This window comes from Bradyrhizobium sp. CIR48, from assembly GCF_014198315.1.
GTDB lineage: Bacteria > Pseudomonadota > Alphaproteobacteria > Rhizobiales > Xanthobacteraceae > Bradyrhizobium.
The window spans coordinates 516556-541411 of the sequence record NZ_JACIHG010000002.1 but is presented as its reverse complement, the minus strand read 5'-3'; the positions used below and the strand labels follow the sequence as shown (position 1 = coordinate 541411).

At 66.0% G+C, this 24856-nt stretch carries 19 protein-coding genes and 1 pseudogene; 11 read left to right on the top strand and 9 right to left on the bottom strand.

The window, feature by feature from the left end; genetic code table 11:
- Nucleotides 1-106: 106 nt before the first annotated feature.
- The 5 genes from GGD66_RS08970 to msrA all read left to right on the top strand — a co-directional run bounded on the left by GGD66_RS08970 (nt 107) and on the right by msrA (nt 4416).
- Nucleotides 107-796, top strand: a complete 690-nt coding sequence (locus GGD66_RS08970; protein ID WP_183257441.1) for a VOC family protein — start codon at nt 107-109, stop codon at nt 794-796.
- 245 nt (nt 797-1041) lie between these two features.
- The gene (locus GGD66_RS08965; protein ID WP_183257440.1) at nt 1042-2349 is read left to right on the top strand and encodes an epoxide hydrolase family protein; all 1308 of its coding nucleotides are present in this window, start codon (nt 1042-1044) and stop codon (nt 2347-2349) included.
- 31 nt (nt 2350-2380) lie between these two features.
- Nucleotides 2381-3229, top strand: coding sequence for an enoyl-CoA hydratase/isomerase family protein (locus tag GGD66_RS08960; protein WP_183257439.1), 849 nt, complete (start codon nt 2381-2383; stop codon nt 3227-3229).
- A 110-nt stretch (nt 3230-3339) separates the two neighbouring features.
- On the top strand, nt 3340-3762 hold the full coding sequence (locus GGD66_RS08955) for an OsmC family protein (RefSeq protein WP_092253109.1): 423 nt from the start codon (nt 3340-3342) through the stop codon (nt 3760-3762).
- Nucleotides 3763-3900: 138 nt separating this feature from the next.
- On the top strand, nt 3901-4416 hold the full coding sequence (msrA, locus tag GGD66_RS08950) for a peptide-methionine (S)-S-oxide reductase MsrA (protein ID WP_179735870.1): 516 nt from the start codon (nt 3901-3903) through the stop codon (nt 4414-4416).
- Between the two features lie 19 nt (nt 4417-4435).
- On the opposite strand, the gene GGD66_RS08945 is transcribed toward msrA, so the two are convergent.
- The 8 genes from GGD66_RS08945 to GGD66_RS08910 form a co-directional block, all read right to left on the bottom strand.
- The gene (locus GGD66_RS08945; RefSeq protein WP_183257438.1) at nt 4436-7282 is read right to left on the bottom strand and encodes a winged helix-turn-helix domain-containing protein; all 2847 of its coding nucleotides are present in this window, start codon (nt 7280-7282) and stop codon (nt 4436-4438) included.
- Nucleotides 7283-7440: 158 nt separating this feature from the next.
- Complete coding sequence (locus tag GGD66_RS08940) at nt 7441-8595, bottom strand: MFS transporter (RefSeq protein ID WP_183257437.1); 1155 nt, start codon at nt 8593-8595, stop codon at nt 7441-7443.
- 1113 nt (nt 8596-9708) lie between these two features.
- Complete coding sequence (locus GGD66_RS08935) at nt 9709-10941, bottom strand: Zn-dependent hydrolase (protein WP_183257436.1); 1233 nt, start codon at nt 10939-10941, stop codon at nt 9709-9711.
- Nucleotides 10934-11719, bottom strand: a complete 786-nt coding sequence (locus GGD66_RS08930; protein WP_020508750.1) for an ABC transporter ATP-binding protein — start codon at nt 11717-11719, stop codon at nt 10934-10936. The genes GGD66_RS08935 and GGD66_RS08930 overlap by 8 nt, the downstream gene beginning before the upstream one ends.
- Nucleotides 11716-12489: an ABC transporter permease gene (locus tag GGD66_RS08925; protein WP_028142738.1), complete on the bottom strand. Its 774-nt coding sequence runs from the start codon at nt 12487-12489 to the stop codon at nt 11716-11718. The genes GGD66_RS08930 and GGD66_RS08925 overlap by 4 nt, the downstream gene beginning before the upstream one ends.
- Nucleotides 12490-12561: 72 nt before the next feature.
- Complete coding sequence (locus GGD66_RS08920) at nt 12562-13506, bottom strand: ABC transporter substrate-binding protein (RefSeq protein WP_026202420.1); 945 nt, start codon at nt 13504-13506, stop codon at nt 12562-12564.
- 105 nt (nt 13507-13611) lie between these two features.
- On the bottom strand, nt 13612-14340 hold the full coding sequence (hutC, locus tag GGD66_RS08915; protein ID WP_183230526.1) for a histidine utilization repressor: 729 nt from the start codon (nt 14338-14340) through the stop codon (nt 13612-13614).
- Nucleotides 14337-15695, bottom strand: coding sequence for a formimidoylglutamate deiminase (locus GGD66_RS08910; protein WP_183257435.1), 1359 nt, complete (start codon nt 15693-15695; stop codon nt 14337-14339). The genes hutC and GGD66_RS08910 overlap by 4 nt, the downstream gene beginning before the upstream one ends.
- A gap of 84 nt (nt 15696-15779) precedes the next feature.
- On the opposite strand from GGD66_RS08910, the gene hutI reads away from it, so the two are divergent.
- Genes hutI through hutU form a run of 3 tightly spaced genes read left to right on the top strand, consistent with a single transcriptional unit; the run spans nt 15780 to nt 20230 of the window.
- A complete protein-coding gene (gene hutI / locus GGD66_RS08905; protein WP_183257434.1) occupies nt 15780-16994 on the top strand; it encodes an imidazolonepropionase in 1215 nt (404 codons plus the stop codon).
- Nucleotides 16991-18550, top strand: a complete 1560-nt coding sequence (hutH, locus tag GGD66_RS08900) for a histidine ammonia-lyase (protein ID WP_183257433.1) — start codon at nt 16991-16993, stop codon at nt 18548-18550. The genes hutI and hutH overlap by 4 nt, the downstream gene beginning before the upstream one ends.
- A gap of 9 nt (nt 18551-18559) precedes the next feature.
- Nucleotides 18560-20230, top strand: a complete 1671-nt coding sequence (hutU, locus tag GGD66_RS08895) for a urocanate hydratase (protein ID WP_183257432.1) — start codon at nt 18560-18562, stop codon at nt 20228-20230.
- A gap of 168 nt (nt 20231-20398) precedes the next feature.
- On the opposite strand, the gene GGD66_RS08890 is transcribed toward hutU, so the two are convergent.
- Nucleotides 20399-21019: a TetR/AcrR family transcriptional regulator gene (locus GGD66_RS08890; protein WP_183257431.1), complete on the bottom strand. Its 621-nt coding sequence runs from the start codon at nt 21017-21019 to the stop codon at nt 20399-20401.
- 254 nt (nt 21020-21273) lie between these two features.
- Here GGD66_RS08890 and GGD66_RS08885 point away from each other — a divergent pair, with 254 nt between their 5' ends.
- The 3 genes and pseudogenes from GGD66_RS08885 to GGD66_RS42345 form a co-directional block, all read left to right on the top strand.
- A complete protein-coding gene (locus tag GGD66_RS08885) occupies nt 21274-22134 on the top strand; it encodes a xanthine dehydrogenase family protein subunit M (protein ID WP_183257430.1) in 861 nt (286 codons plus the stop codon).
- Nucleotides 22131-22655 carry a (2Fe-2S)-binding protein gene (locus tag GGD66_RS08880; RefSeq protein ID WP_092261843.1) on the top strand — a complete coding sequence of 175 codons (525 nt, stop codon included), beginning with the start codon at nt 22131-22133 and terminating at the stop codon, nt 22653-22655. The genes GGD66_RS08885 and GGD66_RS08880 overlap by 4 nt, the downstream gene beginning before the upstream one ends.
- A pseudogene (locus tag GGD66_RS42345) lies at nt 22652-24769 on the top strand (xanthine dehydrogenase family protein molybdopterin-binding subunit); the annotation flags it as partial. The gene GGD66_RS08880 and the pseudogene GGD66_RS42345, both read left to right, overlap by 4 nt.
- Between the last annotated feature and the right edge of the window lie 87 nt (nt 24770-24856).

The window sequence follows — 24856 nt, the reverse complement described above, 5'->3', positions numbered from 1 at the left end:
GACTCTAACACCCCATAACGGGTAAAAATCTCTCGTTTGCGCGACAGTCCTGACGTTCGGAGCGGGTGTCGATCCCGGACCCGCGGCTTGAAACAAGGAGTTGGACATGGCTGTGATCGAGCTGAATCGCCAAGCTGAAACCAAGCCCTCGAAATCTCATGAAGTTGATTTGAAGCTCGAGGTCCTCGTGATCCCGGTCTCCGATGTCGACCGCGCCAAGGCGTTCTACACGCGCCTCGGCTGGCGACTGGATGCCGATTTCACCTCAGGCGACGACTGGCGCGTGATCCAGTTCACGCCGCCGGGCTCGGCCTGTTCGGTGATCTTCGGCACGAACGTCACGGCGGCAGCGCCCGGCTCGGCGCGAGGCCTGTATCTGGTCGTCTCCGATCTCGAGGCGGCACGTCAGGATCTGCTCGCCCGCGGCGTCGAGGTCAGCGAGCCTTTCCACGGTGCCGGCGACGTTCATGCCGGGCCTGACGAGCCATATCTGTTCGGCAGCGTCCGAGTCAGTGGTGCTGACCCGAAGCGCGGAAGCTATGCTTCATTCGCCGCGTTCAGCGATCCCGACGGCAATGGCTGGCTGTTCCAGGAAGTCACGACACGATTGCCCGGACGTATTGCAGGCCACGGCACGGCATTCGCCTCAGCGACCGATCTGGCCGCAGCGCTGCGTCGCGCGGCGCTGGCGCATGGCGAACATGAGGCGCGGACTGGCGGACACGACGAGAACTGGCCGGACTGGTACGCCGAATACATCGTCCGCGAGCAGGCCGGCCAGCCGCTGCCGACTTGAGCTGCAGCGAAAGGCATCTTCCGATCCTGGCCGACACGGCGCGCGATGACCTGGTCGTCGCGCGCCGTGTCGTATTGCGCGGATGTCATCGCTCTCTTGCAGTGCGCGGTCTCGCAACGGCTAACGCAGGCTAACAATGCATAACGAGAAAATTGCCGGGGCCTGCGCCAATCTCCCTGCACGCCAACCGATGCGTCGATTTCGAACTCGGTCAGCGTCACCGACCAAAGCAAGGGAGATCCAACATGACCGCGCAAGCCCGAACCGAGAGCCCCGACCGCCGTCAATTGCTGAGCCAGGCTGCGATGACCGCGGTTGCCGCCAGCGTGTCGAGCCTGTTGCCGCTGCATCCTGCCAAGGCTGCCGCAGGCGGCGCCATCCGGCCCTTCCAGATCAGCGTGCCCGAGCAGGATCTGCTCGACCTGCGTCGGCGCCTGGCTGCCACGCGCTGGCCGGATCGCGAGATCGTCACCGATCAGTCGCAGGGCGTGCAGCTGACGACGGTGCAACAGCTCGTGCGCTACTGGCAGAGCGACTACGACTGGCGCAAGGTAGAAGCGCGGTTGAACGCCTTGCCGCAATTCGTCACCGAAATCGACGGCGTCGACATTCACTTCATCCACGTCAGCTCGCGGCACGAGAATGCGCTGCCGATGATCGTCACGCATGGCTGGCCCGGCTCGATCATCGAGCAGATGAAGATCGTCGGTCCGCTCACCGATCCGACCGCGCACGGCGCCAAGGCCGCGGACGCGTTCGACCTTGTGATTCCCTCGCTCCCCGGCCACGGCTTCTCGGGCAAGCCGACGGTGCTCGGCTGGGATCCGCAGCGCATCGCGCGGGCCTGGATCGTGCTGATGAAGCGGCTCGGCTACAGCCGCTATGTCGCCCAAGGCGGCGATTGGGGCAATGCCGTGACGGAGCAGATGGCGCTGATCGCGCCGCCGGAATTGCTCGGCATTCACACCAACATGCCCGCGACCGTCCCCGACGACATCGCCAGGGCGCTTCAACCCGGCGGAACGCGCCCGGCGAACCTCTCGACTGAGGAGCGCCTTGCCTACGACCAGCTCGATGATTTCTACAAGCATGGCCTCGGCTACGCGATCGAGATGTCGAACCGGCCGCAGACGCTCAATGGCCTCGTGGATTCGCCCGCGGGCCTCGCGTCCTGGATGCTCGATCATGATGCGCGCAGCGCCGCGATGATCGCACGCGTGTTCGATGGCAGGACGGAAGGGCTGTCGCGCGATGATGTGGTCGACAACATCACGCTCTATTGGCTCACCAACACCGCGGTCTCCTCGGCGCGGCTGTACTGGGAGAACAAGCTGGTGTTCTTCGCGCCCAAGCAGGTCAAGATTCCCGTCGCCGTCAGCGTCTTTCCGGACGAGATCTACGCCGCGCCGCGGAGCTGGGCCGAGAAGGCGTACCCCAAGCTGATCCACTACAACCGCCTCGACAAGGGCGGACACTTCGCGGCCTGGGAGCAGCCGGCGCTGTTCTCTGAGGAAGTGCGGACCGCGTTCCGTCCGCTGCGGCAATCGATCTGAGATGCGAACCCATACATCAGGAGTGCAAGCAATGAACCGTCCCGAACGCACCTTCACGACCCAAGACATCCACCTCGAGCGCCGCCTGCCGTCCTACTGGCGTGTCACCTTCGACATGCCGCCGGTGAATATTTTCGGTCCGAAGCAGCTGCCGCTGCTGGGCGACATCGTCACCAGGATCGAGACCGATCCGGACGTGAAGGTCGTGGTGTTCGACAGTGCCGTCGAAGACTTCTTCATCACCCATTACGATTTCCTCGCGCCGTTGGAGGATTCGCTTCGCATTCCGCGCGGGCCGACCGGCCTCGAGGCGCTGCCCGACATGCTGGTGCGCCTCAGCCGCGCGCCGGTCGTCTCCATCGCCGCCATCCGGGGCCGCGCGACGGGTGTCGGCAGCGAGCTCGCGCTTGCGAGCGACATGCGCTTTGCCAGCCGCGAGAAGGCGATCCTGTCGCAATGGGAGGTCGGCGCGGGCCTCGTGCCCGGCGGCGGGCCGATGGCGCGGCTGCCGCGCCTGATGGGCCGCGGCCGTGCGCTCGAAGTGCTGCTCGGCGCCGACGACATCCATGGCGATCTCGCCGAACGCTACGGTTACGTCAACCGGTCGTTGCCGGATGCCGAGCTCGACGGTTTCGTCGAGGCACTCGCGATGCGCATCGCCTCGTTCGACAAGGAGGCGATCGCCGAGACCAAGCGTCTTGTCGATGTCGCAAGCCTGCCGCCGGACGCCGAAATCAAGCCGGAGTGGGACGCGTTCCTGGCCTCGCTCAGCCGCCCCGCGAGCCAGACCAGGATCAAGGCGCTGATGGCGCGGGGCTTCCACCGCGCCGGGGACGTCGAGAACCGGCTCGGCTTCCACGTCGGACAGATCGGCAGCTAGCGGAACCGTTGCGACACGCGGCCGGTTGGAGCGGCGGCAGGCGGTCACGCCGATGCCGCCTTCCACCGGTACAGAGCGCCGGTGCGCAAAAACAAACGAGGAGAATTGAGATGATCCGCAAAGCGAAAGCAGTATGGAAGGGCACCGGCCGCGACGGCACCGGCCATCTGACGAGCGAGTCCGGCGTGCTGGCCGAGACGCCCTATTCGTTCAAGACCCGCTTCGAGAACGAGAAGGGCACCAATCCCGAGGAATTGATCGCTGCGGCCCATGCCGGCTGTTTTACGATGGCGCTGGCCTTCGGTCTTCAGATGGCAGGTTTCACGCCGGACGAGCTCTCGACCGAAGCCGCGGTGACCCTGGAGCCCGAAGGCAAAGGCTTCAAGATCAGCAAGTCCGCGCTGACCTTGCGTGCCAAGGTGCCGAACCTCGACGAGGCAGGTTTTGCCAAGTTCGCTGGCGAGGCCGAGAAGAACTGCCCGGTGTCGAAGGTGCTCAACGCCGCGATCACGCTCGACGCCAAGCTGGGCTAGCGGCGAGGGTCAGTTCGTGCCATCCGGGTCGAGGACCCGGATGGTCATACAGGGTATGCCCGGCTTTCGGCAGGGCTGCGGAAGGCATAGGATGTGGCAGATGCAGGACCGACAGAGCGGTCAATTGGGAGCGGACAAATGACGACGGAACGCGCAGTTTTGGCCGGAGGCTGCTTCTGGGGCATGCAGGATCTGATCCGCAAGCAACCAGGCGTGATCTCCACACGCGTCGGCTACACCGGCGGTAAGGTGAAGAACGCGACCTACCGCAACCACGAAGGCCACGCCGAGGCGATCGAGATCATGTTCGATCCCGCCAGGACCAGCTACCGGACCATGCTGGAGTTCTTCTTCCAGATCCACGATCCTACCACGCTCGATCGCCAGGGCAATGATCGGGGCACCAGCTATCGCTCCGCAATCTTCTATGCGAGCGACGAGCAGAAGAAGATCGCCGAAGACACCATCGCCGACGTCGAGGCGTCCGGCCTGTGGCCCGGCAAGGTGGTGACCGAGGTCGCGCCCGCAGGCGAATTCTGGGAGGCCGAGCCCGAACATCAGGACTATCTCGAACGCTATCCTGACGGCTACACCTGCCACTTCATCCGGCCCGGCTGGAAGCTGCCGCGCCGCGCTGCTGCGGTGGGAGGCTAGATCAAGACGCCAGGCGCCGTCAGGCCCGCGATCGCGCGATCAGGTCGCGGGCGATGCGCATGTCGGCGATGCCGGAGCCTTCGGCAAACGTCCCGCAGACATTGTCGAGAACCACCCGCGCTTCCGCGCTCCGGCCGGCTCCGATCATGGCCCGCGCGAGGCTGGTCGCGCAGCGGAGCTCCCAGAAGCGCGCGCCCTGCTCGACGGCGATGTCGATGGCCTCGCGAAAGTGCGCCTCGGCGTCTGCTGAATGCCGCGCGCTTCTGAGCATCAATTCCCCCTTGATGCGGAGCAGCTCCGGCAGATACCAGCGCTCCTGCCGGTCGTTGCAGCGGGTCAGGACCTCCTCGATCGTGTCGAGGCCGCGGTCGACCTGGTCGGCTTCGAGGAAGCACGCGGCGAACTCGCCGAGCAGCGGCAGAAAGCGCGGCAGGAAGCGCGCATCGCCGGCGCGGTTGAGCTCTTCGCGCAGGAGCGGCAGGCCGGTGGCGATGTCGCCGCGCCTGGCCACGACCGCGGCGTTGAAGGCGCGTGCCCATAGGCCCCACAGCCGGATTCCGTGGCGCTCGGTGTGTTCGAGCAGCTCGGTGCCGTGGCGCTCGGCGGCATCGAAATCGCCGGACCAGAACGCGATGGGGCAGGCGGCCTGTCCCAGCACGCTGCAGAAGGTCAGCGCATGGCCGTTGGCGCGGCCTTCCTCGATGTTCTCAGCGGCGAGCGCCTGGGCCTGATCGGCGAGGCCCTGAAGCCAGAGGATGCGGGCCCGGAAATATTGCGTCGATATCCTGAGATCGAGCGGGAAGATTTTCGGCTTCGCCACCAGCACATGCAGCGAGGCGTTCACCCGGTCGATGCGCTGCCGCGCGTCGTTCTGGTCCCCGAGATAGTGCAGCGCGACGGCCATCAGGCGGTCGCCCAGCATGAGATCGGTGCTGTCGGGCGAATTCGCTGCCACCTTCGCAAAGCGCTCGGCGAGCGCGCGGGCCTTGCCGAACTGCCCGTTGTTGAACTGGTCGATGCACAGGCCCCAGAGCGCGCGCAGCCGAAAATCCTTGTCGTCGAGGCTCTCAGCCAACTCGAGCGTCGTCTCGAGGAGCGGGCGCGCCTCGCGCGCGCGGCCCTCGCCATACATCAGCGACCAGCCGAGTGCCGACAGAAGCTGCATGCGGATGCGGTCGTTGTCGCCGTCGTCTCCGAGCGCCGCCAGTGCCGTTCTGCTGCGCTCGCGGCATTCGGCGAACAGCGACAGACGCACCCAAAGGGTGACGGCGGCGGCCGTCAGCGCAATGCCGAGCCTGGTGTCGCCGTCGGGCGCGAAGGCCCAATCCAGCGCCGCGCGCACATTGTCGAGCTCGCCGCCATAGGTGCTGAGCCATTCGGGCAGCGGCGTCGACGTGTCGGCCCCCGCGCGCTCGAAGAAATCGCGAAAATGCTCCGCATGACGCCGCGCGAACTGCCTGGTTTCACCGAGCTCGTTCAGTTTCCCGAGTGCGTAAGTGCGCGTGGTGTCGAGCAGGCGATAGCGCAGCGCCCGCGAGCCGGATGGCGAGATCAGCGATTTGGTGACCAGGCTGTCGATCGCCTCCAGCGTCTCCGAGGTGCTGAGGCCGTCGCCCGACGCGACCGCGGCTGCCGCCTCCGGCGCGAACGGCCCTGCGAACACCGACAATCGTCGCAAGGTGGCGCTTTCCGCCGGAGACAGGAGGTCGTAGCTCCAGTCGAGGGCGGCGGCGAGCGTCTGGTGCCGCGGGACGGCGGTGCGCCGTCCGCGCCATTGCAGCGAGAAGCGGCTGTCGAGCAGGGAGGCGGTGCCGGCGATGCCATACGCATTGACACGGCCCGCCGCGAGTTCGATCGCCAGCGCAATGCCGTCGAGCCGCCGGCAGATGCTGGCGACAAGCGGCGCCTCTTCCGCGCTGAGCTGGAACGGCCCGGAGCTCTGCGCGATGCGCTCGACGAAGAGCTGGGCGGCGGGATAGGCAAGAACTTCTGCGACGTCGAGGCCCTCGCGCTCGGGCGGACAATCCAGCGGAAACAGCCGGAATATCCGCTCGCCTTCGCTCCGGAACGACTCGCGGCTGGTGGCGAGAACACGAAGCTGAGGCGCTTCGCGAACGATGCGCTCGACGAGAGGCGCCAGCGCATCAAGCACATGCTCGCAGCTGTCGAAGATCAGCAGGGCAGGCCCGGTCTTCAAAAATGTCAGCACGGCCGGCGTCGGATCCTCCGCGCTGACGGTCAGTCCGAGGACGGAGGCGATGGTGGTCGGGACATGGCTCGCATCCCGCAGCGGACCGAAATCGACGAAGAAGACGCGGCCGTCGAAATCCGCCGAGCGCCGATGCCCGACCGTGACGGCGACCGCCGTTTTGCCGATGCCGCCCGGGCCGACCAGGGTCATGAAGCGATAGAGCGTCAGGCCGTTTGAAATCTTCTCGATGACCTCCTCGCGTCCGACCATCTTCGCAAGCTGAGTGGGCAGCGAGCGAGGAGGAATGATCTCGGCGGCGGCTGGCGCGACCTGCGAGGCGATTTGGGCGAACGGGGCGACAAAGCAATAGCCGCGGCCGGGCACATTGAGGACATAACGGGCCGATTTACCGGTATCGCCGAGCACCTTGCGCAACGCTGCGACATGGAAGCGCAGGCTGCCCTCGTCGACATTCACGTCGGCCCAGATGCGCTTGACCAGCTCTCTCTTGTCGATGACTTCTCCGGGGCGCTCGGCAAGCAGGATGAGAATATCGAGCGCGCGGCCGCCGACATGAAGCGGCTCCCCTTCCTTCTCCAGGAGCCGGGACTTGGGAAACAGCCGAAATGGCCCGAATGAAATGGCCGAGTCTTGGTTGTTATTGTGAGCTGGCACGTGCCATTGCCCCCCGCAACGGGAGTCAAAAGGTATTGTTGTGGTCTAGCAGAACGAGGCGTCCAGTAAACTGGCCGAAAGCAGCATGGCTGGCAGACCTGCGCAGATGGCGTGGGTCGGCTTCGGCCCCGCCTGAATCATGCCGGAAATGGAAGGGGTTAGGTCGCCGTGGTCTTACCCGGGTCCTTCGTGACGATGTGCGCCGATAGCGTGACCAGACCCATCAGCGCAGCCAGCAGCCAAAACGCCAAGGGCAACCCGGCAAAACGTGCGACGAAGCCGACGCCGGCGGGCCCGATGAGAATCCCTGCGTAGCCCGCGGTCGTGATCGCCGCGACTGCAAGCCCGGTGGGCATCACCGTTTGCCGCGCCGCCCGGCGGAACAACACCGGCACCAGATTCGACGCGCCGAGCCCGATCAGCAGGAATCCGCCGATGGCGACCGCCGCAATGGGCGCCGTCAACAGCACCACGAAACCGGCGATCGCGATGAGGCTGCCCCAGAGCAATGTCGCGCGATCGCCGATGCGCGCAACGACGGCGTCGCCGCCGAGCCGGCCCGCAGTCATCGCGATCGAGAACACGATGTAGCCGGCGCCGCCTTGCGCCTCGGTGACCAGACCTGCGCCGATGACGAGCAGCGCGCCCCAATCCAGCATCGCACCTTCGACCAGGAAGGTGATGGCGCCGAGCAGCGCGAGCAGCAGCACCGATCCGTGCGGCAGCACGAACAGCAGGCCCTCCTGCACCTGCACGGAGCGAAGCAGGCGCGGCGAGGTCGCGACCATCGCGATCAGCATCAGGACGGAGCAGATCAGCGTGCAGGCGAGCGTTCCGAATTGCAGCGATAGCAACGCCGTCATCAGCGCGGATCCGGCAAAGCCCCCGATGCTGAACAGGGCGTGGAAGCCGGACATCAGCGGGCGGTGCGCGGCGCGCTCCACCTCCACGGCGTGGATGTTCATGGCGACGTCGATCGAGCCGAGCGCGGCGCCGAATGCGAAAAGCGCCAGCGCCAGCGTTGCGGGCGTAGCCGCAATCGCGAGCAGGGGCAGAACCAGCGCCAGACCGAACCCGCCCGCGATGATGATCGGCCTGCTGCCGTAGCGCGCGCTCACGATCCCAGTCACCAGCATCGCGATGACCGAGCCGATGCCGAGGCTGAGCAGCAGCAGTCCGAGGACGCCATCATCGACGCCGAGCCGCGTCTTCGCGAACGGCACCAGCGGCGCCCAGCACGAGATGCCGAAACCCGCGACAAGGAAGGCAAGCCGGGTCGCAAGGCGGGTCGAAGGCCGGTCGGCGGAAGACATGGAAACTCCGGGAAAGCAGGGGCAGGGCGATCGACAAGCCCGACGATTGTCGCGACTTTATGTCTGTGGCGTGCATGAGGTGCCGCGCTTCGATCGTTGCGTTCGATCGTTGGAACCGGTGCAGACTGTCTGCGTGTAGCCCGGATGGAGCGAAGCGCAATCCGGGGCCGCTCGCCCGCATTTCGCACCGTCCCGGATTACGCTGGCGCTCCATCCGGGCTACGGGACGGTACCTGTGTCGCCCTCTGTCAATCCGCTTCGCTAAAATATTCCACTTTACCGAAATTCGGTTTCGGCGTATGTGTCGCCCATCCCGGCTCACCCAAGAGGGGCGACTATGTGTCGTCACTGTCGCGAGCCGGGCTTGCGGTGGACGCGGCAGCGTCGGCACGAGAGGCGCGGGCAGGGCGGGTAGTCCCTGTGAGCCCGAGGCTTTGTGCGGACGACGGCGCTGCTAGGCTTCGTCTCGTCTGTAAGTTTCCGGCTTCGTCGACAGGGCTGGAAAAACTGCGGCGAAATGGCGGGCCGTGCGTACGGCAAAACCGTGTGGTCCTGGCCGTCGTTGCCACGGTCAAGTCCTTGCGAAGGTGCGAGCGAGCCCAACCGGGCAGACTGCATCATCCAAATTCGCGGGGCGAGGGAGGCCAGAAGGAATGGTCGGCTCCCGGGAGATCACGGCATAAGCCGTCCAGCCATCGCGCAGGGAAGGCCGAGTGATCGGCACCACCTGTATGCTGCTGTGCGGTTCTTCCTGCGTGTGCTTTTCGCGCAGCGGACCGCGGGTGCGAGCCAGCACCCGGCCTTCCCTGCGCCCTCTTGGATGAGAGGGTGGAGTGATCAAGCAAAGCTCGGGCGAAATGCGCCGCGAGGCCGCGATGCCGCGTCTGCAACTTGAGCTGCGTGCCACAAACCAGATCTCGTAGGGTGGGCAAAGCGCAGCGTGCCCACGCCTTGTTGAATATGGAAAGAGATCGTGGGCACGGCGCTATGCGCCTTTGCCCACCCTACGGCACTGCACGTTGGGATGTGCATTGGAGCCTCGCAGTGACGGTGGAGAGACTGTGCGTCATACCTCCGCTCTCGTACCCCGACGCAGCGCTTCCCTGGCTCGTTCTAACCCGCAAGGATCCGCCGACAGGCGTCCACGTACACCTGCGCGCCGGTGACGATATCGGCATCGGCGGTGTTCTCGGTCCAGTGATGGCTGACGCCGCCGATCGACGGCACGAACAGCATGGCGGCGGGCATGACGGTTGCCAGCATCTGCGCGTCGTGGCCGGCGCCACTGGGCATGCGAATGGATCGTCCACCGGCCTGCGCCTTGCTCGCGGCTTCGATTGCGTCCTGAAAGCCCGAATTCATCATGGCGGGCGCGCCGGTGCGGATTTTCTCGACGGTGACGGTGCAGGGGCCCTTCGTGCTGGCTTCGTCAGCCATGGTCCGCAGCAGCTGCTCCAGCCGGGCAATGACGGCCGGATCGTCGTCGCGGATCTGGAACAGCATCTCCGCTCCACCCGGAATGATGCTCGGCGCGCCAGGATCGAGCGTGATGCGGCCGGTGGTCCAGACCGTTCGCGGGCCGCAGGAATCAGGAAAACGCTGGTCGATCGCGACGCAGAATTTGGCCAGCGCCAGCCCCGCATCCTTGCGCACGGCCATGCGCGTGGTGCCGGCGTGATTCTGCTCACCGGCGAAATTGATACGGTACTGCCAGATGCCGACGATGGAGGTGACGACGCCAATCGCAAGCTTGCCGCTTTCGAGCGTGTCGCCCTGTTCGATATGCGCCTCGAGATATCCGACGTGCCGGCCCGGCTCGACGCCGATGCGCGGGCGTCCTGCGAGCCCCATCTCGGCGAGCGCATCGCGCATGGTGCGGCCGCCAGTGCGGTCGCGCGCGGCGTCGATCTCGGCTTCAGTCACCTGACCGACATAAGAGCGCGAGCCGAGGAAGCTGCCGAAATGACCTTCCTCATCGCACCAGGCGGCCACTTCGACCGCGCCTTTCACGGAGGGGTCGGCATTGAGCACGCGCGCCGCCTCGAGCGCATAGACGACGCCGAGCGGGCCATCGAGCCAGCCGGCGTAGTTCTGGCTCTCCAGATGCGAGCCGGCCAGCAGTTTCGGCCCGGACTTGGCGCTGGTCCCAAACACGTTGCCGATGCCGTCGATCGAAGCAGAGAGACCTGCATCGGGCAGCTTGCGCACCAGCCAGTCCAGCGAGAGCTTGTGCGGCTCGGAGAAGGTCGGCTTGTGCACGCCGGTCTTGTAGGCGCCGATGGCACGAAGCGCATTGAGGTCGGCGAGGACGCGTGCGCCGTCGGCGGAAGGACGATTGTCAGGCATGCTCAGTAACCTTCAGCGCCTCGGTGCGGATCTCCTCGACCAGCCGTTCCTTGAGCTGGACGAATTCCGGCGTGGTCTTGATCTTGTAGGAGCGCGGATGCGGCAGGTCCACTGTGATCTCGGCCTTGATACGGCCGGGACGCGCGCTCATGACGATGACGCGGCTGCCGAGGAAGATCGCTTCCTCAATGTCGTGGGTCACGAACAGCACGGTCTTCTGGTCGCGCTCCCAGATCCCGAGCAGCATCTCCTGCATCAGGGCGCGGGTTTGGTTATCCAGCGCGCCGAAGGGCTCATCGAGCAGCAGGATCTTCGGGTCGTTGGCAAGCGCGCGCGCGATCGCCGTCCGCTGCTGCATGCCGCCCGAGAGCTGCTTCGGCCAATGATTCTCGAAGCCGGACAACCCGACCTGGCGGATGAAGGCGTCGGCGATCTTGTGCCGCTCCGCCTCGGACACGCCGCGCTCGCGCAGGCCGAAGGCGATGTTCTCGCGCACGGTGAGCCAGGGAAACAGCGTGTAGGACTGGAACACCATGCCGCGATCGGCGCCGGGACCAGCCACCTCGCGCCCGTCGAGCGTGACGCGCCCGCTGGTCGGACGGTCGAGGCCCGCAACGATGCGCAGCAGGGTGGACTTGCCGCAGCCCGAGGGGCCGAGGATGGTGACGAAGTCGTTGTTGCCGATGACGAGATCGGTCGGCTCCAGCGCCTTGGTCGGCGCGTTGCCGTGGCGTGCGGGGAAGGTGCGCGAGACCTGTTCGACCTTGAGGATCGTCATGCGAGCCTCCACGGAAACAGCCAGGCGTTGAATGCCTTGAACATGAAGTCGGAGAGGAGGCCGATCAGCCCGATTACGATGATGCCGAAGATGATCTGTCCGGTGTTGAGCAGCGCCTGGCTGTCGGTGATCATGTGACCGATGCCCGAGGACGAGCCGATCAGCTCGGCGACGATGACATAGGTCCAGGCCCAGCCCAGCACCAGCCGCAGGATTTCCGCGATCTCGGGTGCGGAGGAGGGCAGCAGCACGCGGCGGATGATGCCGCGGTCGCGGGCCCCCAACGTATAGGCCGCCTCGACCAGATCGCGCCGCGTGGCGCCGACGGTCACGGCGACCATCAGGATGACCTGGAATACCGAGCCGATGAAGATGACGAGGAGCTTCTGCAGCTCGCCGATGCCGGCCCACAGAATCAACAGCGGAATGAAGGCGGAGGCGGGCAGATAGCGCGCGAAGGAGACGAACGGCTCGAGGAACGCCTCGACCGGCTTGTAGGCGCCCATGAGAACGCCGAGCGGCACTGCGATGATCGCTGCGAGCGCAAAGCCGCCGACGACGCGCCAGATCGTCATGCCGATGTCGAACACAAAACCCTGCTTGGCCAGCAGGTCATAACCTTCCTGCACCATGGTAAGAGGGTTCGCGAGAAAGGTCTTCGACACATAGCCGCCAAAGGTCGCCCACGACCAGAGGGCAACGAACACCACGAAGAACGCAAGGCCGTAGGCCACGCGCTGCTTCGACGTAACAGGGTCCAGGGGACGCATCGACGATATATCCGGGCGGTGAACAGACTTGCCGGCCCCGCCGCGAGACGGGGCCAGCAGCGCGTGAGTGACTTACTTGATGAAGCTGGCGTCGAAGAGATCCTCGACCTTCGGCGCAGCCTTGATGATGCCGATCTCGAGCAGCAGCTCGGCGGCCTCCTTGTTGAAGGTCAGGAAGTCGCCGGCGAAGAACTTCTGGTTCGCGGCCTTGTCCTGCCAGCGCAGATACTTCGCCGAGTTGCCGAACTGCTCGCCGCTCTGCTTCACGTCCGCGCCCATGATCTCGTAGGCCTTGGCCTGGTCCTTGGCGATCATGTCGAGCGCCTCGAAATAGCTGTCGGCGAGCGCCTTGGCGGCCTTGGGATTGTCGGTCAGGAATTTCGGCGTGCAGCCGAAGGTGTCCATGACCATCGGATAGTCCAGCGTGGTCGCGATGATCTTGCCCTTGTCGGGCGCAGCGCGCACCGTCGACAGATACGGCTCATAGGTCATCGCCGCATCGTTCTGGCCGGAGACGAAGGCCTGCGCGGCCGCGGCCGGCTCGAGGTTGACGACGGTGACGTCCTTCACCGTGAGGCCGTTTTTCTTGAGCATCCAGGCCAGCGCGAAATAAGGCGAGGTGCCGGGCGCGGACGCGGCGACGGTCTTGCCCTTCAGGTCCTTGATCGCGGCGACATCGTTGCGCACGGCCATGCCGTCGGCGCCGAAGCTCTTGTCGAGTTGGAAGATCTGCTTGGTCGCAACGCCGTTGGCGTTCCAGGAGATCCAGGTCTCGACCGTGGTCGCCGCGCACTGGATGTCGCCGGACGCGATCGCAAGGTGCCGGTCCTTCTGCGGAATTTTCTTGATGGTGACGTCGAGGCCGTTCTTCTTGAAGATGCCAGCCTCCTTCGCCAAAGTCAGCGGCGCGAAGCCAGTCCAGCCGGAGATGCCCACGCCGACCTTGACGTCGTCGGCGAGCACGGGAGTGGCGGCCGAAAGAGCAATGATTGTCGCAAATATCGTCGAACTACGCATGATTGTCGTCCTCTTGCCGATCGATGGATAGACGTCCTGTTGATCATTGTCGGTCCGGATGGACCGTTGCCCGAAGCGTTGCACGATTTGTGCCGACATGTCCTCTCAGCCTCCCTTGAATCGCGCGACAAGGCGGTGAGAGTCACCGGGATAGAGCAGGCGCACGGCGGTGATGGTGCGTGCGCTGCGCCAGGTGTAGCGGTCGATCACGAGACAGGGCGCGCCGACGGCGATCGCGAGCGCGTCCGCCGTGCGATCGTCTGCAACGATGGCGCTGATCGTGTGCTCGGCCTCGGTCCATGGGACATGGTGCAGCAGCCAGGAGCCCGGCGGCTCGCGCGAGAAATCGGCGGTCGCAGCGTCAGGCACGGATGCAAGGTCGATCAGCCGGTCCTCGATGGCAAACGGCACCTTGTCGGCGCTGTGGCGGCAGTTGATCGCGACCACCTTGCCGACCTTCCTCACGCCGAGACGATCGCGGTCTGCAGCGGTCGCAGAGCGCAGCCTGCGATGGATCAGCTCATAGCCGTAAGCGCGCCCCAGTGCGGTGATCTCGGCGCGGATGTCGGCGATCTTGAGCACCGCCGACATGTGCTGCGGCCGCCGGACGAAGGAGCCGGCGCGCCGCCGCCGCTCGATCAAATCGGCCTGCGCCAGCTCCGACAGTGCCTTGTTCACCGTCATGCGCGAGCAGCCGTAGCGCGCCACCAGTTCATGCTCGAACGGGATGCGATGCCCCGGCGGCCATTCGCCGGTCAGGATGCGCTTCTCGATGTCGGCGCGAATCCGCTTGTACAGCGTCGGCTTGTCGGCCGCGTCGGTGGCAAGGCTCATGCGACAAGCCTCCGAACCGCCGCGTTGAAGCGCTCGCGTGCAGCTTGTCGCAACGCATGACGTCCGCCTTCGACCACCTTGTGACCGCCAGCCCAGACGCAGTCGATCGCGCCGCTGCCCGCGGCAAAGATCCAGCCGTCGATCGTGGCATCGCCGTGACGCCCTGCCAGCGAGGGATGTGCGCCGTCGAGCGTGACGATATCGGCGCGCGCGCCGGGCGCGAGGCCGACGGTCGGTTGCGCCAGCGCCTGTGCGCCGCCTGCGAGCGCATGATCGAACAGCGCCCGTCCGGTCGAGCGGCCTGCGCCGGCGGAGAGCACGTTGCGCTCGCGGTGCTTGAGGCGCTGCCCGTATTCGAGCTGGCGCAATTCGTCGGCGACGCCGACCAGCACGTTGGAATCCGTGCCGACGCCAAAGGCGCCACCGGCAGCGACAAATTCACGGGCGGGAAAGATGCCGTCGCCGAGGCTCGCTTCGGTGATGGGGCAGAGGCCAGCGACCGCGCCAGACGTTGCGAACGCGCTGACTTCGTCATCCGTCATGTGCGTCGCGTGAATGAGGCACCAGCGCCGGTCGACGGGCGCGTGCTCCAGCAACCATTGCACCGGGCGCCGGCGGGACCAGGCCAGGCAATCGTCGACTTCCTTCACCTGCTCGGCGGCGTGGATATGCACCGGGCCGCCCTCGGCGAGCGGAATGATCGCTGCAAGCTCGTCAGGCGTTACCGCGCGCAGGCTGTGCGGCGCGATGCCGATGTTGGCGCCGTGCAATGTGCTGATCGCCTTACGCGACGCCGCCATCAATGCCGCGAACTGATCGACCGAGCAGATGAAGCGGCGTTGGCCGTCATGAGGCGCTGCGCCGCCGAAGGAACCATGCGCATAGAAACTCGGCAGCAGGGTCAGGGCAATGCCGGAGGCTTCGGCAGCCTGCGCGATGCGCGCGGCCATCTCGGCGGGATCGGCATAGGGCGAACCGTCGCGATCATGATGCAGATAATGGAATTCGCCGACGCGGGTAAATCCCTGCTCGAGCATCTCGACATAGAGAAGTGTTGCGACGGCGGCGACGTCGTCCGGCGTCATTGCCAGGGCGAAGCGATACATCGTCTCGCGCCAGGTCCAGAACGTGTCGGTGGAATTGCCGCGCAGCTCAGCAAGGCCCGCCATGCCGCGCTGGAAGGCGTGGCTGTGCAGGCTCGCAAGTCCCGGAAGCGCGATGGCGTGGCGCTCGTCGCCGACGGCCGGCTGCACACCCGCGGACACCGCCGCGATCGCGCCGGCGGTGATCACCACCTGCACGTCATTGGCCCAGCCCGAGGGCAGGAGCGCGGAGGCGAAATGCAGTCGGGTCATGATTACACGCCGGCTGGACAGAACGGTCCCACGATTATATGTCTAGACATATAAGTCAAGCATCCCACGCGAAGGGACCGTTGCATGGCAGAGCGCTTCGACCGGATCTGGCACAATGCCCGGCTTGCCACGATGCGGGCCGACCGGCCCGATCTCGGCGAGATCGAGCCTGGCCTGATCGCCGCGCGCGGCGGCCGTATCGTCTATGCCGGTGCGCAGTCCGATTTTCCGGCGGATGCCGACGCGGCCGAACGGATCGACTGCGAAGGTCGCTGGATCACGCCCGGCCTCGTCGACTGCCACACCCATCTCGTCTATGGCGGCAACCGCGCGCACGAGTTCGAGCTCCGCCTGAAGGGCGCGAGCTACGAGGAGATCGCGCGCGCCGGCGGCGGCATCGTCTCCACGGTGGCGGCGACCCGCAAGGCGAGCGAGGCCGATCTCGTCGCAAGCGCGCTGCCGCGGCTCGACGCGCTGATCGGTGAGGGCGCAACCACGGTCGAGATCAAGTCCGGCTATGGCCTCGACACCGAAACGGAGATGCGACAGCTCGCGGCCGCGCGCAGCATCAGCCGCCAGCGGCCGGTTGCGATCCGCACCTCGTTCCTCGGGGCGCACGCGCTGCCTGTGGAAGCTGACGGTGACAAAAATCGCTATATCGATCTCGTCTGCAAGGAGATCCTGCCGGCCGTTGCGAAGGCCGGTCTTGCCGACGCCGTCGATGCCTTCATGGAGGGCATCGCGTTCTCGGCGGAGCAGACCGCGCAGGTGTTCGAGACGGCGAGGGGGCTCGGGCTGCCGGTCAAGCTCCATGCCGATCAGTTGTCGAACCTCGGCGGTGCGGCGCTCGCTGCAAGATTCTCGGCGCTGTCGGCGGATCATCTCGAGCATACCGACGAAGCCGGCGTCGCCGCGATGGCGAAGGCCGGTACGGTGGCCGTGCTGCTGCCTGGCGCATTCTACTTCATCCGCGAGACGCAGAAGCCGCCGGTTGAGGCGTTCCGCACCCACGGCGTTTCCGTGGCGCTCGCGACCGATTGCAATCCCGGCAGCTCACCGCTGACCTCGCTTCTGCTCACGATGAACATGGGCGCGACCCTGTTCCGGATGACCGTCGCCGAATGCCTCGCCGGAATCACCCGCGAGGGCGCGCGGGCGCTGGGGGTGCTCAGCGAGACCGGCACGCTGGAAGCCGGGAAATGGTGCGACCTCGCGATCTGGGACATCGATCGGCCCGCCGAGCTTGTTTATCGCATCGGCTTCAATCCGCTGCATCGCCGGGTGTGGAGGGGACAGTGACGGAGCAGGGCACAGCGATCGTCGTCAAGCCGGGAGCGGTCAGCCTCGACGATCTCGCGCGCGTGCTTGAAGGTGCCTCCGTCGTCCTTCATCCGTCGTTCTGGCCACGCGTGGAAGCGGCTGCGGAAATCGTCGCGAAGGCCGCGCACGCCGACGCGCCCGTCTATGGCATCAACACCGGCTTCGGAAAGCTGGCATCGAAGCGCATTCCGCCCGATCAGACCGCGCTGCTCCAGCGCAATCTGATCGTGTCGCATTGCTGCGGCGTCGGCCCAGCCACGCCCGAGCCGATCGTTCGGCTGATGATGGCGCTGAAGATCGTCTCGCTCGGGCGCGGCGCTTCCGGCGTGCGCCGCGCGGTGATCGAGCAGTTGCAGGCCATGCTGGCACGGAGTGTCACTCCGCTGGTGCCGCAGCAGGGCTCGGTCGGCGCCTCCGGCGATCTTGCGCCGCTCGCGCATATGACGGCGGTGATGATCGGTGAGGGGCAGGCGATCGTCGACGGGAAAACGGTGTCCGGCGGTGAAGCGCTCGCCGCGGCCGGCCTCGCGCCGCTGACGCTCGGCCCCAAGGAGGGACTCGCGCTGATCAATGGCACGCAGTTCTCGACCGCTTACGCCATTGCCGGCGTGCTGCGCGCGTTTCGCCTGGCTCGTGCGGCGCTCGTGACCGGTGCGCTGTCGGTCGATGCCGCGATGGCCTCGACGGCGCCGTTCCGTCCCGAAATCCAGGCACTGCGCGGTCACGCCGGGCAGATCGCCGCAGCCGCGACGCTTGTCGCGCTGCTGGATGGCAGCGACATCCGCCTGTCCCATCTCGAAGGCGACGAGCGCGTGCAGGACCCATATTGCTTGCGCTGCCAGCCGCAGGTCGCCGGCGCGGCGCTCGACCTGATCACGCAGGCCGCGCGCACATTGATCGTCGAAGCCAACGCGGTCACCGACAATCCACTGGTGCTGGTCGAGACCGGCGAGATCGTCTCCGGCGGCAATTTCCACGCCGAGCCGGTGGCATTTGCCGCCGACGCGCTCGCGCTGGCCCTGTCGGAGATCGGCGCGATCAGCGAGCGGCGCATCGCGACGCTGGTCGATCCCGCGCTGAATTTCGGCCTGCCGCCGTTCCTGACCCCCGATCCCGGCATCAATTCCGGCTTCATGATCGCCGAGGTGACGGCCGCCGCGCTCTATGCCGAGAACAAGCAGCGCGCGGCGGCCTGCTCGATCGATTCGACGCCGACCAGCGCCAACCAGGAAGATCACGTCTCGATGGCGGCGCATGCCGCGCGGCGCCTGTCCGACATGGCGGACAATCTCGCCGCCATCCTCGGTATCGAGCTCCTGGTCGCTGCCCAGGGTATCACGCTGCGCGCGCCGCATGCGACCAGTGCTCCGCTCGTTGCGGTCATCGCCGCGTTGCGCGAGCAGGTGCCGGCGCTCAGTGCGGACCGCTACATGGCCGGCGATCTGGCCAAGGCCGCTGCACTGATCGATGCGGATGCGTTGCCGGCCATTGCGATCACTGCGCTTCCATCCGATCCGTTTCCGAGACTTGATTAAGAGGTCCGCATGAACCGCCGACTGGACAACGACCGCACCATCCGCGCCCCCCGCGGCAGCGACATCAGCGCCAAGAGCTGGCTGACCGAAGCGCCGCTGCGCATGCTGATGAACAATCTCGATCCTGATGTCGCGGAGCGCCCGAGCGAGCTCGTGGTCTATGGCGGTATCGGCCGCGCCGCGCGCGACTGGGACAGCTTTGACCGGATCGTTGCCGCCTTGCGCAAGCTCGATGGCGACCAGACGCTGCTGGTCCAGTCCGGCAAGCCGGTCGGCGTGTTCCGCACCCATGCCGATGCGCCGCGCGTGCTGATCGCGAACTCCAACATCGTGCCGCATTGGGCAACGCTCGACCATTTCAACGAGCTCGATCGCCAGGGCCTGATGATGTACGGCCAGATGACGGCCGGCTCCTGGATCTACATCGGTAGCCAGGGCATCGTGCAGGGCACCTACGAGACCTTCGTCGAGGTCGGTCGGCGCCATTATGGCGGCAGCCTTGCCGGCAAATGGATTCTCACCGCCGGCTTGGGTGGCATGGGCGGTGCGCAGCCGCTGGCCGCGACCATGGCCGGCGCTTCGATGCTCGCGGTTGAATGCCAGCCGAGCCGCATCGAGATGCGCTTGCGTACCGGCTATCTCGATCGCCAGGCGGCAACGCTCGACGAAGCGCTGGCGATCATGGAAGATGCCGCCAAGACGAAGAAGGCGGTCTCGGTCGGCCTGCTCGGCAATGCCGCGGAGATTTTCCCTGAACTGGTGCGCCGTGGCGTCAAGCCGGATGTCGTCACCGACCAGACCAGCGCGCACGATCCGGTCAATGGCTATTTGCCGAAGGGCTGGACGCTAGCCGACTGGGAAGCCAAGCGCGGCTCCGATCCGAAGGGGGTGGAGCGCGCGTCGAAGACGTCGATGGTCGAGCACGTCCAGGCCATGCTGGATTTCCATGCGCAGGGCATTCCGACGCTCGACTACGGCAACAACATTCGCCAGATGGCGCAGGACATGGGCCTGAAGAACGCCTTCGATTTCCCCGGCTTCGTCCCCGCCTATATCCGTCCCCTGTTCTGCCGCGGCGTCGGGCCGTTCCGCTGGGCCGCGCTCTCGGGAGATCCCGAGGACATCTTCAAGACCGACGCCAAGGTCAAGGAGCTGATGCCTGATGACAAGCATCTGCACAACTGGCTCGACATGGCCAAGGAGCGCATCAAGTTCCAGGGCCTGCCGGCGCGGATCTGCTGGGTCGGCCTCGGCGATCGCGATCGACTCGGCCTTGCCTTCAACGAGATGGTGGCGCGCGGCGAGCTCAAGGCGCCGATCGTGATCGGCCGCGATCATCTCGACAGCGGCTCGGTGGCGAGCCCGAACCGCGAGACTGAAGCGATGAAGGACGGCTCGGACGCGGTGTCCGACTGGCCACTGCTGAACGCGCTGCTCAATTGCGCCAGCGGCGCGACCTGGGTGTCGCTGCACCATGGTGGCGGTGTCGGCATCGGCTATTCTCAGCACGCCGGCATGGTGATCGTCGCCGACGGCACGCCGGAAGCGGCCAAGCGGATCGAGCGCGTGCTCTGGAACGATCCCGCCAGCGGTGTCATGCGCCATGCCGACGCGGGCTACGAGACCGCGATCGACTGCGCCCGCGACAAGGGCCTCGATCTGCCGAGTCTGGCGACGTAGCTAGCCGCGGGCTCGATCAACCTCTCCCGCTTGCGGGGGAGGTCGGCGCGGAGCGCCGGGTGGGGGCTCTCTCCAATCAGGGAGTCTCTCTGCGGAGGCACCCCCACCCCCAGCGCTCCCCCGCAAGCGGGAGAGGGAGCGCACCTGCTTCGGGGCAGCGTCGCCGATTCAGCCGCTGACCAAGAGCCTCGGCATCGTCGTCTTCGCGCCGTCCATGAAGGTCTGGACGGCGTCGCGGACGATGGCGTCGAGATCGGGCGGGATCGGCGTCTCGTAGATGAACTTGCGGATGGCGAGATAGAAGATGCGGCCGTGCAGGCCCCAGAACAGCTCTGTCTCGCGCTCGCTCAATGAGTGAGCTTTTGCGTCGGGCAGTTTGAGCTCAAAGCGCAGCTCGGCCGCGGCCGGCTCGATGATCTCGCGGCGGACGATGTCGAGATAGCGGCTGGTGATGCCGAACGACTTCATGCCGGAGAACACAAAGATCCGCACCCAATTATATTCGAACACCCGTTCGACATAGTCGAGATAGAAGCGCGTGAGCCTCGCTTCGAGCGACAGCGAACGATCGCGGATCATCGGACCCCAATCGGGCGACCAGCGGCTGAGATAGACCTCCTGGTAGACCCGCTCGATCAGCGCTTCCTTGCTCGGGAAGTGGCGGTAGATCGCCGAATGCGTGATGCCCATGCGCTTGGCGAGCTCGCGGGTCTGGCCCTCGAAGCCGCGCTCGGCAAAGAAGCGGATGGCCTCGTCCACGATCGCGCGCTCGCGGTCGGCCGCGCGCATGTTGCGACGCTTTGGCGCGGACTTGCTGCCTGTCTCGGTCCGCTTGCGGACCGGTCGTCTCAAAGTTTTCTGCGCTTTTCGGGCCATCTCGTCGCTGAATCAACGTGCCGCTACCTTCATAGCCCAAGGCGCTTTTGTGACCAAATGGTCATTTCCTGTTGACCGGCCTTGGGAGGCGTGTCAGGATTTTGAGACCAGATGGTTACAAATCTGGCATCCCGGCTGATGAGCCGATGGATCTCGGGGAAACGGCAGTGAAGGCGAAGGCTTTCAGCTATTTTCGGGCTGCGACGATCGACCAGGCGCTGGATGCTCACGCACGCGCCGGGGACGATGCGCGTTTCATCGCCGGCGGCCAGAGCCTGGTGCCGGCGCTGTCGCTGCGGCTGCAGGCGCCGCGGCTTTTGATCGACATCACCCACATCGGCGAGCTGCGCGGCGTCAGGCGCGAAGGCGACGCCTTGCGCATCGGTGCGCTGACGCGCCATTGCGAGATGCTGAGCGAGCCTTTGATTGCCGAGTTCGCGCCGCTGCTGCACGCCGCGGCACCGTTCGTCGCCCATCCCGCGATCCGCAACCGCGGCACCTTCGGCGGCAGCGTCGCGCTTGCCGACCCGGCTTCCGAATTTCCGGCGATGACCTTGGCGCTGGATGCCGAGATCGAGATCGCCGGCCTCTCAGGCCGCCGACGCGTGAAGGCCGATGATTTCTTCATCGACCTGTTCGAGACGGCGCTCGAGCCCGGCGAGCTGATCACCGCGGTCTACGTTCCGCTGTTCAGGGCCGATCAGCGCTTTGCGTTCGACGAGCTGGCGCGTCGGCGCGGGGATTACGCGCTGGTTGGTTGCGGCATGCTTGCGACCTGCACCGGTGAGCGCATTGACGACATCCGCATCTCATTCTTCTCCGTTGGCAATACGCCGACGCGGGTGAAGGGGGTCGAAGCCACCTTGATCGGCGCGAGGTTTGATGCAGAACGCATCGCTGCCGCGCAAGGCGCGCTCGAAGGCGATCTCGCGCCGCCCGAGGGCGACGAAGTGCCGCCCTCGATGCGGCTGCATCTCGCTCGCGTGTTGCTTGGCCGCCTGCTCGGACGTCTCGGTGAGGGCGCATGAGCGGCTTCGACGATAGTCTGCTGAACGAGGCCGACGAGACGGTGCGGGTCCGCTTCGTCGTCAACGGGCGCAAGGTCGCCTGCGAGGTCGCGCCGCGCGACACGCTGGTCGATTGCCTGCGCGACAAGCTCGAGCTGACGGGCACGCATGCCGGCTGCGAGATGGGCGCCTGCGGCGCGTGCCTGGTGCAGCTCGACGGCCGCGCCGTGCATTCCTGCCTGATCTTCGCGGTGCAGGCTGATGGCGGCAGGATCGACACCATCGAGGGGCTCAGCGAGAGCGGTCTGCTCGCCGATCTCCAGGCCGAATTCCATCGCCGCAATGCGTTGCAGTGCGGCTTTTGCACGCCGGGCATGTTGATCAACGCCCACGAGCTGCTCTCGCAAACGGCGCAGCCGAGCCGCGAGGATATCCGCGACGCGCTGTCGGGCAATTACTGCCGCTGCACCGGCTACGAGGCGATCGTCGACGCCATCGACGCCGTGGCCAAAGCGCATGGTGAGAATGGAGGCGCGACATGAGCGCGCCGCTGACCTCGCTCGATCGCCCGAACTCCTATATCGGCCGCGCGCTGCCGCGGCCCAACGCCAAGCGGCTGCTTGCCGGGCGGGGACGTTACGTCAGCGATCTCAAGCTGCCGCGCATGCTCTACGCCGCGTTCCTGCGTAGCCCGCATGCGCACGCGAAGATCGTCTCGATCAAGATCGACGAGGCCTGTGCGCTAGAGGGCGTACATCTCGTCGCCACGGGCGCTGATCTCGCAAAAATCTGCACGCCCTGGACCGGCACGCTCGATCATTTCAAGGGCATGACCTCCGCGCCGCAATTGCCGCTGCCGCTCGATCGCGTGGTCTGGGCCGGACAGGCGGTGGTCGCCGTCGTTGCCGAGAGCCGGGCGATTGCTGAAGATGCGCTGGAGCTGATCGAGGTGGACTACGAGGACCTTCCCGTCGTCGTTGACATCGACGGCGCACGTAAGGCGGACGGTCCGCTGGTCAATCCGGGCAGTGCCAACAACACCTGCTTCCGCAGCCAGCTCGACAGCGGCGTCGTTGATGACGCCTTTGCGCATGCGGCCCATGTGGTGGAGGAGGAGTTTTCCTTCGGCCGCCACACCGCGGTGACGCTGGAGCCGCGCGCCATCATCGCCGACTACGATCCATCCGCGGGCATGCTCACCGTGCATCACGGCACGCAGACCCCGTATCAGTTTCAGGACCTCTATTCGCGCCACTACAACATTCCGGAAGCCCGCGTCCGCGTCATCGCGACCGACATCGGCGGCTCCTTCGGCATGAAGCTGCATGTCTATCACGAGGACATGGCGGTGGTCGGTCTCTCGATCCTGCTCGGCCGGCCCGTGAAATACGTCGCCGACCGGATGGAGTCCTTCGTCTCTGACATCCACGCCCGCGACCATCGCGTCCGCGCCCGGGTGGCGCTGGATGCCAAGGGCGAGATCCTGGCGATGGATGTTCTGGACCTGACCGCGATCGGGGCGTTCTCGACCTATCCGCGCACCAGCGTCGTCGAGGGCAATCAGGTCATCCGCCTGATCGGCGCGCCCTATCGCTTCAAAAATTACCGAGCCACGCTGGAGGTGATCTTCCAGAACAAGGTGCAGACCAGCCAGTACCGCGCCGTCGGCCATCCCATCGCCTGCGCGGTGACCGAGCGTCTCGTCGACATGGCAGCAAGCAAGCTCGGTCTCGATCCCTTTGCCATCCGGGCGCAGAACGTCATCCCCGACGATGCCTATCCGCAGACCTCGCCGACCGGCTACCGCTTCGAGGCGCTGTCGCATCAGGCCTGCCTGAAGCGCCTGCACGAAATGATGGGCTATGACGCACTTCGTGCCGAGCAGGCCGACTTGCGCAAGCGCGGCATCTATCGCGGCATCGGCATCGCGGCCTTCGTCGAGATCACCAATCCCAGCCCGGCGTTCTATGGCGTCGGCGGTGCGCGCATCTCGTCGCAGGACGGCGCGATCCTGAGCTTGACGCCCTCTGGCGAGGTGCGCTGCCTGATCTCGGTCACCGAGCAGGGGCAGGGCACCGAGGCGATCATCAGCCAGATCGTGGCCGATCAGCTGGGCCTCGCGCAGGAGTGTGTCAAGGTCATCACCGGAGATACCGAGGTGACGCCGCATGGCGGCGCGACCTGGGCCTGCCGCGGCGCCGGCATCGGCGGCGAGACCGCGCTGCAGGCCACGCGCGCGCTCAAGCGCAACATCCTGGAGATTGCCGCGCTCATTCTGCAGGAGCAGCCATCGGCGCTCGATATCCTCGATGGCGAGATCGTCGATGCAAGCACGCGGAACCCGCGCCTGCCGATCGCCGAAATCGCACGCATCGCCTATTTCCGCTCCGATTCGCTGCCGCCGGGCACGCAGGCGCAGCTCACCGTGAGCCATCACTTCGCGCCGCAGGGCTATCCGTTCGCTTTCACCAACGGCATCCAGGGCTGCTCGCTGGAGGTGGATGTCGAGACTGGCTTCATTAAGCTCCTGAAGCATTTCATCGTCGAGGATTGTGGCCGCGTCATCAATCCGATGCTCGTGGACGAACAGCTCCGCGGCGGCATCGTGCAGGGGCTGGGCGCGGCACTGTTCGAGGAATGCCGTTACAGCGACACCGGTCAGCTCATGAACGGCTCGCTCGCCGATTATCTCGTGCCGATGCCGATGGAGATGCCCGACATCGTCATCGCTCATGTCGAGACG

Coding starts and splice junctions, on each gene's coding strand:
- GGD66_RS08970 (WP_183257441.1), top strand. CDS start 107: ATGGCTGTGATCGAGCTGAATCGCCAAGCTGAAACCAAGCCCTCGAAA.
- GGD66_RS08965 (WP_183257440.1), top strand. CDS start 1,042: ATGACCGCGCAAGCCCGAACCGAGAGCCCCGACCGCCGTCAATTGCTG.
- GGD66_RS08960 (WP_183257439.1), top strand. CDS start 2,381: ATGAACCGTCCCGAACGCACCTTCACGACCCAAGACATCCACCTCGAG.
- GGD66_RS08955 (WP_092253109.1), top strand. CDS start 3,340: ATGATCCGCAAAGCGAAAGCAGTATGGAAGGGCACCGGCCGCGACGGC.
- msrA (WP_179735870.1), top strand. CDS start 3,901: ATGACGACGGAACGCGCAGTTTTGGCCGGAGGCTGCTTCTGGGGCATG.
- GGD66_RS08940 (WP_183257437.1), bottom strand. CDS start 8,595: ATGTCTTCCGCCGACCGGCCTTCGACCCGCCTTGCGACCCGGCTTGCC.
- GGD66_RS08935 (WP_183257436.1), bottom strand. CDS start 10,941: ATGCCTGACAATCGTCCTTCCGCCGACGGCGCACGCGTCCTCGCCGAC.
- GGD66_RS08930 (WP_020508750.1), bottom strand. CDS start 11,719: ATGACGATCCTCAAGGTCGAACAGGTCTCGCGCACCTTCCCCGCACGC.
- GGD66_RS08925 (WP_028142738.1), bottom strand. CDS start 12,489: ATGCGTCCCCTGGACCCTGTTACGTCGAAGCAGCGCGTGGCCTACGGC.
- GGD66_RS08920 (WP_026202420.1), bottom strand. CDS start 13,506: ATGCGTAGTTCGACGATATTTGCGACAATCATTGCTCTTTCGGCCGCC.
- hutC (WP_183230526.1), bottom strand. CDS start 14,340: ATGAGCCTTGCCACCGACGCGGCCGACAAGCCGACGCTGTACAAGCGG.
- GGD66_RS08910 (WP_183257435.1), bottom strand. CDS start 15,695: ATGACCCGACTGCATTTCGCCTCCGCGCTCCTGCCCTCGGGCTGGGCC.
- hutI (WP_183257434.1), top strand. CDS start 15,780: ATGGCAGAGCGCTTCGACCGGATCTGGCACAATGCCCGGCTTGCCACG.
- hutU (WP_183257432.1), top strand. CDS start 18,560: ATGAACCGCCGACTGGACAACGACCGCACCATCCGCGCCCCCCGCGGC.
- GGD66_RS08890 (WP_183257431.1), bottom strand. CDS start 21,019: ATGCGCGCGGCCGACCGCGAGCGCGCGATCGTGGACGAGGCCATCCGC.
- GGD66_RS08880 (WP_092261843.1), top strand. CDS start 22,131: ATGAGCGGCTTCGACGATAGTCTGCTGAACGAGGCCGACGAGACGGTG.